Here is a 13,775-nt window from a genome sequence, read left to right as displayed (position 1 = left end):
CTGTGCGCCGGTATGTCATCTCCGAGCCCGCTCGTCATCTGAGAGCCTCCCCGGGCAGGCTCACGAGTGACGTCGAGGCGCGCGGACGACGCGCCCGTCGTCCACGATGCGGTACTGCGGGACGACCACGAGACCGAGGTCGGCGAGGACCGTCGTCGAGGAGCGGCAGGTCCCACAGCAGCGTGGCCGTCGTGTGGCTCGCCGCCCACCCGTCCGGGTGCCAGCGGAGCAGGGCGCGGGCGCGCAGGACGTGCGGTCCGCGAGGTGCCGATGACCGAGGAGGACCGAGGTCTGGACGTAGGCCCCCCGCGCCACGCGGGCCAGGACCTTGCGCTGCACAGGGCGCCGCAGCACCTCGCGGTTGAAGCCGAGGGCCGCCGCCTCCCGGGTGGTGACGACGTGGTGGTGCGTGGTGAGGAAGGCCTGGAGCTCGGGGTCCATGGGTCCACGCTGTCGCACCGACGGTCGTCGTGGCGGGCCCTGCGCAGATCTGTGGACACCTCGGCCCGAGTCTGGACGCCGGTATGTCCGCTGTGCGCCGGTATGTCACTCGGGAGCCTCCTCGAGGGGGCTCTCGAGTGACCTTCCGGCGTCCAGACGAGGGGGGACGGACGGAGGCGCTGGACCGGACCGATCCCGCGGCCCTCAGCCCAGGTGCTGCGCCTGCCAGGCGGCGCCGATGATGCCGGCGTCGTTCTTCAGCTGGGCCGGCACGATGGGCGCCCGCGTGTGCAGCAGCGGGAGGTACTTGTCCGCCTTCTTGGAGATGCCGCCGCCGACGATGATGAGGTCGGGCCAGAGCAGGTCCTCCACGTGGGAGTAGTAGCGCTGCAGCCGGTCGGCCCAGTCCTCCCACGACAGGTCCTCGTTCTCCCGGGCGCTGCTCGCGGCGCGCGTCTCCGCGTCGTGCCCGTCCAGCTCCAGGTGGCCGAGCTCGGTGTTGGGCAGCAGCTCGCCGTTCATGAACAGCGCGGTGCCGATCCCGGTGCCGAGCGTGGTCAGCAGGACGACGCCGTCGTTGCCCCGCCCCGCGCCGTAGTGCATCTCCGCGACGCCCGCGGCGTCCGCGTCGTTGACGACGTGCACCTGCCGCCCGACCCGCTCGGTGAAGAGCGCGTCGGCATCGGTGCCGATCCAGGACTGGTCGATGTTGGCCGCGGTCCGCACCGTGCCGTGGTGCACGACGGCCGGGACCGTGATGCCCACCGGCTGCTTCTTGCCGATCTCGTCCTCGAAGTGCTCGACGATCTCGGCGACGACCTCGGCCACCGCCTCGGGCGTCGACTCCTCCGGCGTCGGGATGCGTTGCCGTTCGGTCGCGAACTCGCCCTCCTTGAGGTCGACCGGTGCCCCTTTGATGCCGCTGCCACCGATGTCGATGCCCAGACCGTGCTTCTTTGCCATGGTGTCCTCCCTCGTCACAGACCTTCCGGGAGTATGCCGCAACGTCAGCCCACGCGACACCGGGACCCGCTCAGGGCAGGGTGAGGATCTCGGCCCCGTCGTCGGTGATGAGCAGGGTGTGCTCGAACTGCGCGGACGGTGCCCCGTCGGCGGTGAGGATCGTCCAGCCGTCCGCCCACTCGGTCCAGTCCGGTGTCCCGAGGTTGAGCATCGGCTCGATGGTGAACGTCATCCCGGGCTCGATGACGGTCGAGTAGTCGGGCGCGGCGTCGTAGTGCGGGATGACGAGCCCGGAGTGGAAGGCCTCGCCGACCCCGTGCCCGGTGTAGTCGCGCACCACGCGTAGCCGAACCGGCCGGCGTAGCTCTCGATGACCCGCCCGATGACGTTGATCTCGCGCCCCGGCCGCGCCGCTCTGATGGCCCGCGCGAGCGCCTCCCGGGTCCGCTCCACGAGCAGCCGGGTCTCCTCGGCCACCTCGCCCACGAGGAAGGTCGCGTTGTTGTCGCCGTGGACCCCGCCGAGGTATGCCGTGATGTCGATGTTGCAGATGTCGCCCTCGCGCAGCTCCCGGTCGTCCGGGATGCCGTGGCAGATGACCTCGTTGACCGAGGTGCACAGCGACTTGGGGAACCCCCGGTAGCCCAGCGTCGAGGGGTAGGCGCCGTGGTCCAGCAGGAACTCGTGACCGACCCGGTCGATCTCGTCGGTCGTGACCCCGGGTCGGACCAGCTCGCCGCAGGCCTGGAGCGCCTGCGCCGCGAGCCGCCCGGCCACGCGCATCGCCTCGATGGTCTCGGCGTCCTTGACCTCGGACCCGCGGAAGGGGGCGGGGCCGGGGCGGTCGACATACTCCGGGCGGACGATCGAGCCCGGCACCGGGCGGCGCGGGCTGACCTGTCCGGGGGCGATCGGGGTGAGGGTGGGCATAGGGTCGAGTCTAGGTGCCGCCGTACCCTCGGCGGCAGGCAGTCGGCATCGCCTTCGGAGGTCAGCAGATGGAGTACTGGTTCAACACCAAGTCCGGTCAGGTGCAGCGCGGCGACGACCCGGACCTCCCCCGCAGCGGCGACCTCATGGGTCCCTACGACAGCGAGCAGGAGGCCTCCCGGGCCTACGAGATCGCGGCGGCGAAGACCGAGAAGTGGGACGAGGAGGACCGCGAGGACGACGACTGGGACAGCAACCCGCTGAACGACCAGAGCTGAGGCGCCCCGGGCGTGCTCGCCCTCAGCGGTGCAGCTTCGGCAGCACCTCGGCGCCGAAGACCTCCAGCCACTGCTGCTGGTTGCGCCCGACGTTGTGCAGGTAGACCCGGTCGAAGCCGAGGTCGAGCAGGCCCTGGATGTGCGCGCGGTGCACGTCCGGGTCGCTGGAGATGACCATCCGTCCCTCGAAGTCCTCGGGGCGCACCAGCTGGGCCATCGCGGCGAAGTCGTGCGGGGAGCGGATGTCGGCCTTGCCGAACTTCATCCCGCCGTTGGGCCACTGCGTCATCGCGTTGTCCAGCGCCTGCTCGTCGGTCTCCGCCCACGACAGGTGCAGCTGCAGCACCTTGGGCATCGCCTCCGGGTCCTTGCCGGCCTCCCGTGCCCCGTCGGCGAAGCGCCCCAGGAGCATCTCGATCTTCTCCCGCGGCGCGCCGACGGTGATGATGCCGTCCGCGTGCCGCCCGGTCTTCTTCGCGTTGACCGGCCCCGCGGTCGCCACGAGGATCGGCGGCGCGGCTTCCGGCATCGTCCACAGCCGGGTGGTCTCCATGCGGAAGAACTCGCCGGCGAACTTCGTGTCCTTGTCGGCCAGCGAGGCGTCGAAGAGCTGGCGGATCAGCTCGACCGCCTCGAACATCCTCCGGGACCGCTCACCGGCCTCGGGCCAGTAGCCACCCAGGACGTGCTCGTTGAGCGCCTCGCCGGCGCCCACCCCCAGCCAGCTGCGCCCGGGGTACATCGCCTCCAGCGTCGCGGCCGCCTGCGCCACCACCGCCGGGTGCCAGCGGAAGCTCGGGCAGACGACCCCCGGCCCCAGGTCCCCGGTCGTGCGCTCGCCCACCGCGGTGAGGACGTTCCACACGAAGGCGGACTGCCCCTGGCTCGGCACCCACGGGGCGAAGTGGTCCGCCGCCATGCACCCGGAGAAGCCGTGCTCCTCCGCCGCCGCGGTGAGCGCCACGGCCTCGGAGGGGTGGAACTGCTCCAGCATCGCGGCATACCCGACGGTGAGATCGCTCATGCCGCCCAGGGTATGCCGACGTCCCGACACCCGGCAGCCGAGCGGGGCGTAGCGTGCCCGGGGTGGATGAGGTGCTGGTCGAGCGGGTCCTGCGCGCGGTGGAGCAGGTGCCGCGCGGGCGCGTGGTCTGCTACGGCGACCTCGCCGCGCTCGTCGGCATCGGCCCGCGCCAGGTCGGGTCGGTCATGCGGCACTGGGGCGGCAACGTCACCTGGTGGCGGGTGACCAACGTCGCCGGGGACCTCCCGGCCGAGCTCCTGGCCCGGGCCCTGCCGCACTGGCGGGAGGAGGGCATCGCCCTCAAGCCCGCCGGCTCGGGCTGCCGGTTCGCCGAGCACCGGGCCGATCTGGGGCGGCTGGGGGAGGACTACGCCCGGGCGGCGGCCGACCTCGACGATGCGGCAGGATGAGGCCATGAACCGCCAGCAGGAGTATGTCCTCCGCACCATCGAGGAGAGGGACATCCGGTTCGTCCGGCTGTGGTTCACCGACCTCATGGGCACCCTGAAGTCGGTCGCCGTGGCCCCGGCCGAGCTCGAGCAGGCGTTCACCGAGGGCATCGGGATCGACGGCAGCGTCATCGAGGGCTTCACCCGGGTCTACGAGGCGGACATGATCGTCCAGCCGGACGCGGACACCTTCCAGGTGCTGCCGTGGCGGGACCGCACCGCCCGGATGTTCTGCGACATCAACATGCCCGACGGCACCCCCGCGGCGACCGACTCGCGCAACATCCTGCGCCGCACCCTGGACCGCGCCGGGGAGCAGGGGTTCACCTTCTACACCCATCCCGAGATCGAGTTCTACCTGTTCAAGGAGCCCTACGACCGCACCCTCGGGCCGGCGCCGGTGGACCAGGCCGGCTACTTCGACCACGTCGCCCGCGGCGACGGCCATGACTTCCGGCGCGCCGCGATCGAGATGCTGGAGCAGATGGGCATCTCGGTCGAGTTCAGCCACCACGAGGGCGGCCCGGGGCAGCAGGAGATCGACCTGCGCTACGCCGACGCGCTGTCGATGGCGGACAACATCATGACCTTCCGCACCGTGGTCCGGGAGGTGGCGCTGCACGAGAAGGCCTTCGCCACCTTCATGCCCAAGCCGCTCGCCGAGCACCCCGGGTCCGGCATGCATACCCACGTCTCGCTGTTCGAGGGCGACACCAACGCGTTCTACGAGCCGGGGGCGGACTACGAGCTCTCCCAGACCGGGCGTCGCTTCATGGCCGGGGTCCTCGCGCACAGCCGGGAGATCTGCGCGGTCACCAACCAGTTCGTCAACTCCTACAAGCGGCTCTGGGGCGGCGGTGAGGCACCGGCGCACGTGTGCTGGGGCCACAACAACCGCTCCGCGCTGGCCCGGGTGCCGATGTTCTCCGTCGGCCGGGGGCACTCCCGGCGGGTCGAGGTGCGCTCCATCGACGCCGCCTGCAACCCGTACCTCACCTACGCGCTGGTGCTCGCCTCGGGGCTGCGGGGCATCAAGGAGGGCTACGACCTGCCGGCGGAGGCCGAGGACGACGTGTGGATGCTCACCGACGCCGAGCGGCGCGCCATGGGCATCGACCCGCTCCCGCAGAGCCTGGGCGAGGCGGTGGCGGTGATGGAGGGCTCCGAGCTCGCCGCCGAGGTGCTGGGGGAGCAGGTCTTCGACTTCTACCTGCGCAACAAGTGGCAGGAGTGGGGCGAGTACCGGTCCCAGGTGACACAGTTCGAGCTGGACCGCTACCTCCTGCACCTCTGAGCGAGGGTATGCCGTGCCGTCACCCGAGACCTCCCGCGCGGGCGCCGCGACGCCCGGACGTCCGCGTGCGGGTGGCCGCCCCGAGGGGGACCGGCTGGGTGCCGCCCAGCTGGCCCGCGGCGGGTTCCAGGACAGCGGCCGGGCGGCCCGGCTGCTCGCCGAGGTGCTGGAACGCATCGCGGCGGCGGACGGCGGGGCGGGTGCGGCTGCCGACACCGACGCCGCCGACATCGGCACCGACTCCGCCGGCCAGGGACACGCCGACCAGCACGACGACACCGGCACCGCCCCCGCCCCCCGCGCCGAGGTCGACGTGCCCGGCCTGGTGGCGGACCTGGGGGCGGGCGCTGACCCGGACGCGGCGCTGCTCCTGCTCGTGCGGCTGCTCGACCCGCGGTCGACGGGCGCGGACGGGACCCGGTGCGACGAGGCCACGCTCCCGGTCGTGGCCTCCGGCGGGGAGCCGCGGCGTCGGCTGCTGACGCTGCTGGGCGGGTCTGTCGCCCTGGGCGAGGGCCTCCTGCGGCACCCCGAGCACGTCCCCGACGTCGCCGAGGGTCGCGCTCCCGAGCCGTGGACCGTCGTCGAGGCGGTGCGCGGGCTGACGGGCCGGGCCGGCGCCGACGCCCTGCGGGTGGCCTACCGGCGCCAGCTGCTGCGGGTCGCGACGGCCGACCTGTGCTCCCCGGACCCGGTCCGGCTCATGCCGGCGGTCGGCGGGGCCCTGGCCGACCTCGCCGCGGCCGCGCTCGAGGGGGCCTCGCTGCTCGCCCGGGCCGAGGTGGAGGACGAGGAGAGCTGCGCCCTGACCGTCGTCGCGATGGGAAAGACCGGGGGGCGCGAGCTCAACTACCTCTCCGACGTCGACGTCATCTTCCTGGCCGCGCCGCAGGCCGGGGCGGAGGAGGCGGAGGCCGTCGCGGTCGGCGCCCGGCTGGCCTCGGCGGTCATGCGCATCTGCGGTGACGCCACGGCGGAGGGCACCCTCTGGCAGGTGGACGCCGCGCTGCGGCCCGAGGGCAAGAACGGTCCGCTGGTCCGCTCCCTCGAGTCCCACCGCGAGTACTACCAGCGCTGGGCCAAGACCTGGGAGTTCCAGGCCCTGCTCAAGGCGCGGGTGGTGGCCGGGGACGGCGAACTGGGCCAGCGGTGGCTGACATCGTCGAGCCGATGGTGTGGGACGCCGCGGGCCGGGACAACTTCGTCGACGAGGTGCAGTCGATGCGCCGCAGGGTGGAGCAGCACGTGCGCCGTGACGAGGTCGACCGGCAGATCAAGCTCGGCCCGGGCGGCCTGCGGGACATCGAGTTCAGCGTGCAGCTGCTGCAGCTCGTGCACGGCCGGGCGGACCCGAGCCTGCGCTCGCGGACGACGCTGGAGGCGCTCGCCGCGCTCCGCGACGGGGGCTACGTCGGGCGAGAGGACGCGCACGCGCTGGACGAGGCATACCGGCTGCTGCGGTGCCTGGAGCACCGGGTGCAGCTGCACCGGATGAAGCGCACCCACCTCGTGCCGACCGGCGAGGCCGACCTGCGGCGGCTCGGCCGCGCCCTGGGGGAGCGCGGCGACGCCGACCGCGCGGTCATGCAGCGGTGGAAGCAGGTGCGTCGGGAGGTCCGGCGTCTGCACGAGCGGCTCTTCTACCGCCCCCTGCTGTCCGCGGTGGCCCGGCTCTCCTACGACGAGGCGCGGCTGTCGCCCGAGGCCGCCCGCGAGCGGCTGGCCGCCCTCGGCTTCCGCGACCCGGCCGGCGCCATGCGACACCTCGAGGCGCTGACCGACGGGGTCAGCCGCCGGGCCACCATCCAGCGGCACCTGCTGCCGGTCATGCTGTCCTGGTTCGCCGACGGTGCCGACCCCGACGCCGGGCTGCTGGCCTTCCGCCGGATCAGCGACGCGCTGGGCACCACGCACTGGTACCTCGGGATGCTGCGGGACGAGGGCAGCGCCGCGCAGCGCCTCGCGCGGGTGCTGTCCTCCAGCCGGTATGCCGTGGACCTGCTCATCCGCAGCCCCGAGACGGTCGCGCTGCTGGGGGACGAGGGTGAGCTGGTCGCTCCGGACAAGCAGGCGCTGGTCGCCCGGATGACGGCCGCCGCCACGCGGCAGGAGAGCGCGGAGGAGGCCTTCGCCTCCGTGCGCTCGGTCCGCGCCCGCGAGCTGGTGCGCATCGTGCTGGGCGACCTGGCCGCCGGGTGGGACGGGCCGCAGGTGCGGCAGGCGCTCAGCGACCTCACCGACGCCTACCTGGAGGGGGCGCTCGGGGTCGCGACCCGCCGGGTGCTGGAGCGCCGCGGCGAGGACGCGGCAGCGGCCCTGCTGCTCGTGGGGATGGGCCGGCTCGGCGGGCGCGAAGTCGGCTACGCCAGCGACGCCGACGTCATGTATGTCTACGACCCGCTCCCGGGGGCGACGCCGAAGCTCGCTGCCGAGCAGGCCACCGACATCGTCGCCGAGCTGCGCAAGGGGCTCACCGGAACCGGCCCGGACCCGGTGCTGGAGCTGGACGCCGGCCTGCGCCCCGAGGGCAAGGCCGGCCCACTCGTGCGCAGCCTGGAGGGCTACCGCACCTACTACGAGCGGTGGTCGGCCGGCTGGGAGTCGCAGGCCCTGCTCCGCGCCCGCCCGGTCGCCGGGGACCCCCGGCTGGGCGAGGCCTTCAGCGAGATGATCCGTCCGCTGCGCTGGCCCGACGGCGGCATCGGGGACGACGCGGTCCGGCAGATCCGCAAGCTCAAGGCCCGGATGGAGGCCGAGCGGCTGCCCCGCGGCGCGGACCCGCGGACCCACCTCAAGCTCGGCATGGGTGGGCTCTCGGACGTGGAGTGGGTGGCCCAGCTGCTGCAGCTCCAGCACGCGCACGACCACCCGGGGCTGCGCACCACGAGCACGATCGACGCGCTGCGTGCCGCCGGGGAGGCCGGGCTGCTCTCCGAGCAGGACCAGGAGCCGCTGGTCCACGCCTGGTGCGTCGCCTCCCAGCTGCGCGACGCGGGCATCGTCTGGCGCGGGCGACCGGTGGACAGCGTGCCCAGCGACCTGCGCGACGCCGAGGGCATGTCCCGGGTCATGCGTCGCGGCCCGGGCACCGGCACCTCGCTGGCGCAGGACTGGCGGCGCACCGCCCGGCACGCGCGGGAGGTCGTCGAGCGGCTGTTCTACGGCAACAAGCCGCCCGGGACGGGCGGCGACGGCGAGACCCTGCGCCGCGCCACGGGCGCGCCCCACCGGGGTCGCCCGGACGCCCCGTCCCGCGACCGGCACACCGACGGCTTCGGCCGCCCGCGCGCGGCGTCACCGCCGCGCGACGCCGGGCACTTCCCGCCGCCCCGCCGCGACCCGTTCGGCCGCGAGTCACGAGGTCGACGTGGCGAGGGCGGGAGCGGCCCCGCCGGTCCGTAGGATGAGCCGGGTGAGCTCCTCCGACGACCCGACGACGTCCGGACGCTCCCAGGGGGTGCTCCTCGCGGCCGGGCCCCGGCACGAGGTGGACGCCTGGGTGGCGGCGAGCATCGTCCCCGTCTCGGTCGTCCCGCTCCAGGGATGGGTGGGTGTGGTGACCCGCGGTCCCTCCCGCGCCGGTGCCCCCTACGAGGACGGTGGCCTCGTCAGCGCCTGCCGCGCGCTGCCCGCCAGGGCGGCACCCGGGCTGGGCTTCTTCGAGGTCGACGGCCGCGCCCTGGTCACCGTCCACGGCGGGGGTCGACGCCGACGCGTGCGGTGGGTCGTCTGGGAGCCCGAGCAGGGGCTGCTGCGCCCGCCGGGTCTCGACCTGGCCGGTCCGGCCGAGCTGGTGCGGCTGGCCGGTGCGGACCCGGGCACCCGGGACGAGCTGGTGGAGCTGCTGCACGAGACGAGGGTGCGCCCCGCCCGCATGCTCCAGGCGGTCATGGCCACGCTCGGGCTCCCCGGCACCCGGCTCGTCGAGGAGCCCGCCCGCGCCGACGACCTGCCCGGCGCGGTCCGGGTCGTCCCCGACCGTCGGCAGGTCGAGTGGTTCGAGGACGCCGTGCGCGACTCGGTGCGGCTCCGGCAGGAGCTGGGCGTCCTGTCGTGACGGGGACGCTGAGCCTGCTCCCGGCCGTGGACGTCGCCGGTGGCCGGGCCACCCAGGTGCGTGCCGGCCATGCGGACGCCCCCGCGGCCGTCGCCGCGGCGATGGTGGACCAGGGCGCGACGATGCTGCACCTCGTCGACCTCGACCGGGCCTTCGGCCGCGGGGGGGACCCGGACCTCATGACCGAGCTGCTCGACGGCATTCCCGTGCCGGTGCAGCTGTCCGGAGGCATCGCCACCGAGGCCGACGTCAGGTGGGCGGCCGGCACCCGGGCCCGGCGCGTCGTCCTCGCCAGCTCGGCGCTGGCCGACCCCGCCCTCGTCGAGTCCGCCGCAGCGGCACTGGGGGAGCGGCTGGTCGTCGCGGTCGACGTCCGGGACGGGCAGGTGGTCGCCCGCGGCACCCCGCTGGTCCTCGGGCCGCCGGAGCACGTCCTCGCCGACCACCCGGTGCTGCGGGACGGCGGGGTGCGCGTGCTCGTCGCCGACGCCTCCCGGGACGGCCGACGCACCGGCGCCGACCTCGACCTCTTCGCCTCCGTCGCCGCGCTGGTCGGGTCGCCGGTGACCGCCTCCGGTGGTGTGGCCGACCTCGAGGACGTCGTCCGGCTGCGCGAGTCGCCCGCGGTCGACGAGCTCGTGCTGGGCGCCGCGCTGCACGAGGGCGCCTTCACCCTGACCGACGCCCTGGAGGTCTGCTCGTGAGCCACCGCTTCGCCGACCACCGGCCGCAGGACGGCGCCGACACCGCCGGGACCCCGTGGTCCGGACGCACCCTCACCGGCACCGGCTTCGACGGTGACACCGGGGCCGCCGACGAGCGCCTCTCCCGGCTGCTCGGCGGCGTCGACCCCGAGCCGGCTGCCGAGGACGTCGTCGCCGCGGTGGCCCGGGCGCGGTTGATCGTCCCGGTCGTCGCGGTCGCCGGCGAGGTCGACACCTCCTCGGGCATCCCCGCCGACGCGAGCAGCGACATGGCCTCGGTGACCCTCGTCGCGCCGGACGGGCAGCGGGCGCTGCCGGCCTTCACGAGCACCGCGGCGCTCGGGGCGTGGGACCCCCAGGCCCGACCCGTCCCGGTCACCGCCCAGCGCGCGGCGCTGGCCGCCGTCCAGGAGGGCTGCACCGTGATCCCCCTCGACCTGGCCCCCGCACCCGGTCCACCGGCCTACACGCTGAGCGGGTCGATGGTGTGGGCCCTCGCGATGGCCCGCGACTGGGTGCCCGCGCACCGGGACGAACAGGTGGCCGCTGCCGTGGCGGCCACGGTCCAGCAGGAGAGGGACGTCGTGGCGCACCGGCTCGCCGGGTCCGGCGGGGAGCTCGTGGTCGAGCTCCGTCTGCGCCCGGGCCTCTCCGGGCCGCAGGTGCAGGCACTCGTCACCCGGGTCGGGGAGGCTCTCGCGGTGGACGCCGAGACCCGTGCGCGCATCGACGCCGTCACCTTCCGGCTCGCCACCGCCTGAGCCTGCCGACGACCGACGCACCACGTGGAGGGATCCCGGCACACGGGAGCGCCCCACCGGCCGCGGTGCGGCGGTGGGGCGCTCCGGTCGATCTGCCGCGTCGGCGCGCCGCCGGGTCAGCGGTGGCTGCCGACCAGGTCCGACCGGGACTCGCCCAGGGACTCGACCTGCGGCGTGCCACCGTCGCTCTCCCGGACCTCGGCCTCGGCGGCGATCTGCTCGATCCGCTCACCCACGCCCTGGTGGATGTTCCGCCAGTACTCGTAGACCCGCTCGCGGATCATCGGGTCGCAGGCGCCCATCATGCCGCCGACCGTCTGGGCGAGGCGCTCACGAGGGCGTCGTCGTAGGCCTCGCCCACCAGGAGGGCGGCCTGCCCGGTGTCGCTGTCGTCCTCACGCAGGTCGTAGGCCTGGCGGACCAGCTCGCCGTCCGCCTCCCAGCCGTTCTCCACCGGGCCGGTCCGGTCCGACCAGGGGCGACCGTAGGAGTTGGTGACGTAGGTGGGCTGGCTCCCCGAGTGCAGGTAGGCCATCGGCCCGTCGAACTGGTAGGCGTTCACCTGCACCTTGGGCTGGTTGACCGGCAGGTGGGTGAAGTTGGCACCGATGCGGTGACGCTGGGCGTCCGGGTAGGAGAACACCCGGGCCAGCAGCATCTTGTCGGGGGAGACGCCGGTGCCGACCACCTGGTTGGACGGCGAGAACGCCACCTGCTCGATCTGGGCGAACCAGTTCTCCGGGTTGCGGTTCAGCGTCATCCGGCCCACCTTGACGAGCGGGTAGTCCGCGTGCGGCCACACCTTGGTGAGGTCGAACGGGTTGTAGCGATAGGTCTTGGCCTCGTCGTACGGCATGACCTGCACGAACAGGGTCCAGCTCGGGTGGTCCCCACGGTCGATCGCCTCGAAGAGGTCACGCCGGTGGTAGTCGGCGTCCGAACCGGCGAGGCGGTCCGCCTCCTCGTTGCTGATGTTGTGGACGCCCTGGTCGCTGTGCCAGTGGTACTTCACCCAGAAGCGCTCACCCTGCTCGTTGACCCACATGTAGGTATGCGAGGAGTAGCCGTTCATCTCGCGCCACGTCCTGGGCAGCCCGCGGTCGCCCATGAGGTAGCTCACCTGGTGCGAGGACTCGGGGTTGGCGGTCCAGAAGTCCCACTGCATGTTGGGGTCGCGCAGCCCGCTGTCCGGCGTGCGGCGCTGGGAGCGGATGAAGTTCGGGAACTTCAGCGGGTCGCGGACGAAGAAGATCGGGGTGTTGTTGCCGACGATGTCCAGGTTGCCCTCGTCGGTGTAGAAGCGGACCGAGAAGCCCCGCACGTCCCGCCAGGTGTCCGGGGAGCCCTGCTCCCCAGCGACGGTGGAGAACCGGGTGATGACCTCGCTGCTGGCACCCTGCTGGAAGATGCCGGCCTTGGTGTAGGCGGACACGTCCTCGGTGGTCTCGAAGGTGCCGAAGGCGCCGGAGCCCTTGGCGTGGGGCAGGCGCTCCGGGACCTTCTCGCGGTCGAAGTGCGCCAGCGCCTCGACGAGGCTGACGTCGTGCAGCATGAGCGGCCGTTCGGCCCGACCGAGAGGCTGTTGCGGTCGGAGTCGTGCGGCGCGCCGTTGGTGGTGGTGCCTCCGGTGGGCTCGGGGCCCTCGCCGGAGTGCTCGGCGTTGATGTATCCGGGGTAGGTCATACCTTCTCCTTGGGGGTGGTGGACATGCGGGCAGCTGAGGGGTCGGGTCGGCAGTCCGGGCACAGGCCCCAGTAGATGACCTCGGCCTCGTCGACGTCGAAGCCGACCGAGAGGGCGGGGGCGGGCTCGAGGCAGGGTGCCGAGCCGACGGCGCAGGGGACGTCGACGAGGACGTCGCAGGAGCGGCAGACGACGTGGTGATGATTGTCCCCGAGGTCGAGCTCGTAGCGGGCGACGGCGTGGGCCGGCTGGATACGGCGCACCAGGCCCGCCCCGCACAGGACGGACAGCACGTCGTAGACCCCCTGGACGGAGATCCCCTCGGCGCGCCGGCGCGCGAGCGAGACCACCTGGGCGGCGTCCGCGTGCGGGTTCTCCTGCAGCAGGCCGAGGACCGCCAGCCGGGGGCGGGTCACCCGCAGCCCGGCACCACGCAGGGACGGGGCGAGGTCGGTCGTGCTCATGCACTGATCCGACCACCGCAACTTGAACCACTCAAGTTAGGGCAGGCTGACCGGTCGCCTCGGCCGGTGATCGGGGCGCGCATCGCAAAGGCCGGGCAAAACCTGGGTATGGAGTTGGTCAAAGGCCTTGTGATGCACCCCACCCCCTCCTAGCGTGAATCGCACGAGTGGCGCCGGGGAGGCGCACAGAGGGTAGAGAGGTGACGGGTGACGGTGACGGACGGCATACCTTCGCGGGTGCCCGCTGCGCCGGTGCCCGAGGGGAACACCGAGACCGAACCCGTCATGGTGCTCGTGCTCTCCGAGGCGACCGCCGGTCACCTCGCCAGCCTGGCCGGGGCGGGCTGGCCCGGCACCGTCCTCGTCGTGGGCTCGGTGGCCGAGGCCCGCGAGGCGCTCGCCGGCGACGTCCCGGAACGGCTCCCGCAGCCCGCGGCCTCCGGCTGGACGCCGACAGCCGCAGCGTGGTGCACGCCCCGGAGAGCGAGCAGCTCACCCCCCTGGAGTACGGCCTGCTCGAGGCCCTGCTTGCCGACCCCGGCCGCGTGCTCAGCTTCGCCGACCTCACCAGCACGGTGTGGGGGACGACATACACCGGCGACTGCTCCCACCTCCACGCCGTCGTGCGGCGGCTGCGGGTCAAGCTCGAGGCCGTCTCCGCCCCGGTCCACCTCGCCGCCGTGCCGCGGCGTCGGCTTCCGGCTCGCGCCCCTGGCGCCGCTGCGCG

General features: G+C 73.6%; 10 protein-coding genes and 4 pseudogenes. 8 read left to right on the top strand and 6 right to left on the bottom strand.

What is annotated here, in order from left to right:
• Positions 1-60 precede the first annotated feature (60 nt).
• From FU792_RS08995 to map, 3 genes and pseudogenes are all read right to left on the bottom strand, one after another.
• Complete coding sequence (locus tag FU792_RS08995; protein ID WP_022925558.1) at positions 61-441, bottom strand: type IV toxin-antitoxin system AbiEi family antitoxin domain-containing protein; 381 nt, start codon at positions 439-441, stop codon at positions 61-63.
• A gap of 204 nt (positions 442-645) precedes the next feature.
• A complete protein-coding gene (gene ppgK / locus FU792_RS08990) occupies positions 646-1,404 on the bottom strand; it encodes a polyphosphate--glucose phosphotransferase (RefSeq protein WP_022925557.1) in 759 nt (252 codons plus the stop codon).
• Positions 1,405-1,474: 70 nt separating this feature from the next.
• Positions 1,475-2,334: pseudogene (gene map, locus FU792_RS08985) on the bottom strand (type I methionyl aminopeptidase).
• Positions 2,335-2,348: 14 nt separating this feature from the next.
• Between map and FU792_RS08980 the strand changes: the two are divergent.
• Positions 2,349-2,612, top strand: coding sequence for a hypothetical protein (locus tag FU792_RS08980; RefSeq protein WP_237740048.1), 264 nt, complete (start codon positions 2,349-2,351; stop codon positions 2,610-2,612).
• Positions 2,613-2,634: 22 nt separating this feature from the next.
• Here FU792_RS08980 and FU792_RS08975 read toward each other — a convergent pair whose 3' ends face one another.
• A complete protein-coding gene (locus FU792_RS08975; protein ID WP_022925554.1) occupies positions 2,635-3,636 on the bottom strand; it encodes a TIGR03557 family F420-dependent LLM class oxidoreductase in 1,002 nt (333 codons plus the stop codon).
• 62 nt (positions 3,637-3,698) lie between these two features.
• On the opposite strand from FU792_RS08975, the gene FU792_RS08970 reads away from it, so the two are divergent.
• The 6 genes and pseudogenes from FU792_RS08970 (at position 3,699) to FU792_RS08945 (ending at position 10,901) form a co-directional block, all read left to right on the top strand.
• The gene (locus tag FU792_RS08970; protein ID WP_028131120.1) at positions 3,699-4,046 is read left to right on the top strand and encodes an MGMT family protein; all 348 of its coding nucleotides are present in this window, start codon (positions 3,699-3,701) and stop codon (positions 4,044-4,046) included.
• Between the two features lie 4 nt (positions 4,047-4,050).
• Positions 4,051-5,379 (top strand): glutamine synthetase family protein, encoded by a 1,329-nt coding sequence (locus tag FU792_RS08965; protein ID WP_028131119.1) that lies wholly within the window; start codon positions 4,051-4,053, stop codon positions 5,377-5,379.
• 13 nt (positions 5,380-5,392) lie between these two features.
• Positions 5,393-8,781 (top strand): annotated as a pseudogene (locus FU792_RS08960) (bifunctional [glutamine synthetase] adenylyltransferase/[glutamine synthetase]-adenylyl-L-tyrosine phosphorylase).
• Positions 8,782-8,791: 10 nt separating this feature from the next.
• Positions 8,792-9,436, top strand: a complete 645-nt coding sequence (locus FU792_RS08955) for a hypothetical protein (RefSeq protein ID WP_022925550.1) — start codon at positions 8,792-8,794, stop codon at positions 9,434-9,436.
• The gene (locus FU792_RS08950; RefSeq protein ID WP_022925549.1) at positions 9,433-10,140 is read left to right on the top strand and encodes a 1-(5-phosphoribosyl)-5-[(5-phosphoribosylamino)methylideneamino]imidazole-4-carboxamide isomerase; all 708 of its coding nucleotides are present in this window, start codon (positions 9,433-9,435) and stop codon (positions 10,138-10,140) included. The genes FU792_RS08955 and FU792_RS08950 overlap by 4 nt, the downstream gene beginning before the upstream one ends.
• Positions 10,137-10,901 carry an SseB family protein gene (locus FU792_RS08945; RefSeq protein WP_022925548.1) on the top strand — a complete coding sequence of 255 codons (765 nt, stop codon included), beginning with the start codon at positions 10,137-10,139 and terminating at the stop codon, positions 10,899-10,901. Before FU792_RS08950 ends, FU792_RS08945 begins: the two co-directional genes overlap by 4 nt.
• Before the next feature lie 116 nt (positions 10,902-11,017).
• Here FU792_RS08945 and FU792_RS08940 read toward each other — a convergent pair.
• Both FU792_RS08940 and FU792_RS08935 read right to left on the bottom strand, forming a co-directional pair.
• A pseudogene (locus tag FU792_RS08940) lies at positions 11,018-12,584 on the bottom strand (catalase).
• Positions 12,581-13,048, bottom strand: a complete 468-nt coding sequence (locus FU792_RS08935; RefSeq protein WP_022925546.1) for a Fur family transcriptional regulator — start codon at positions 13,046-13,048, stop codon at positions 12,581-12,583. Before FU792_RS08935 ends, FU792_RS08940 begins: the two are co-directional and overlap by 4 nt.
• 167 nt (positions 13,049-13,215) lie before the next feature.
• On the opposite strand from FU792_RS08935, the pseudogene FU792_RS19205 reads away from it, so the two are divergent.
• Positions 13,216-13,719 (top strand): annotated as a pseudogene (locus tag FU792_RS19205) (winged helix-turn-helix domain-containing protein); the annotation flags it as partial.
• Between the last annotated feature and the right edge of the window lie 56 nt (positions 13,720-13,775).

It is taken from the genome of Serinicoccus marinus DSM 15273 (genome assembly GCF_008386315.1).
In the GTDB taxonomy this organism is placed as follows: Bacteria; Actinomycetota; Actinomycetes; order Actinomycetales; family Dermatophilaceae; genus Ornithinicoccus; species Ornithinicoccus marinus.
Note: the sequence above shows the minus strand (reverse complement) of the source record. Positions and strands in the feature narration are given on the sequence as shown.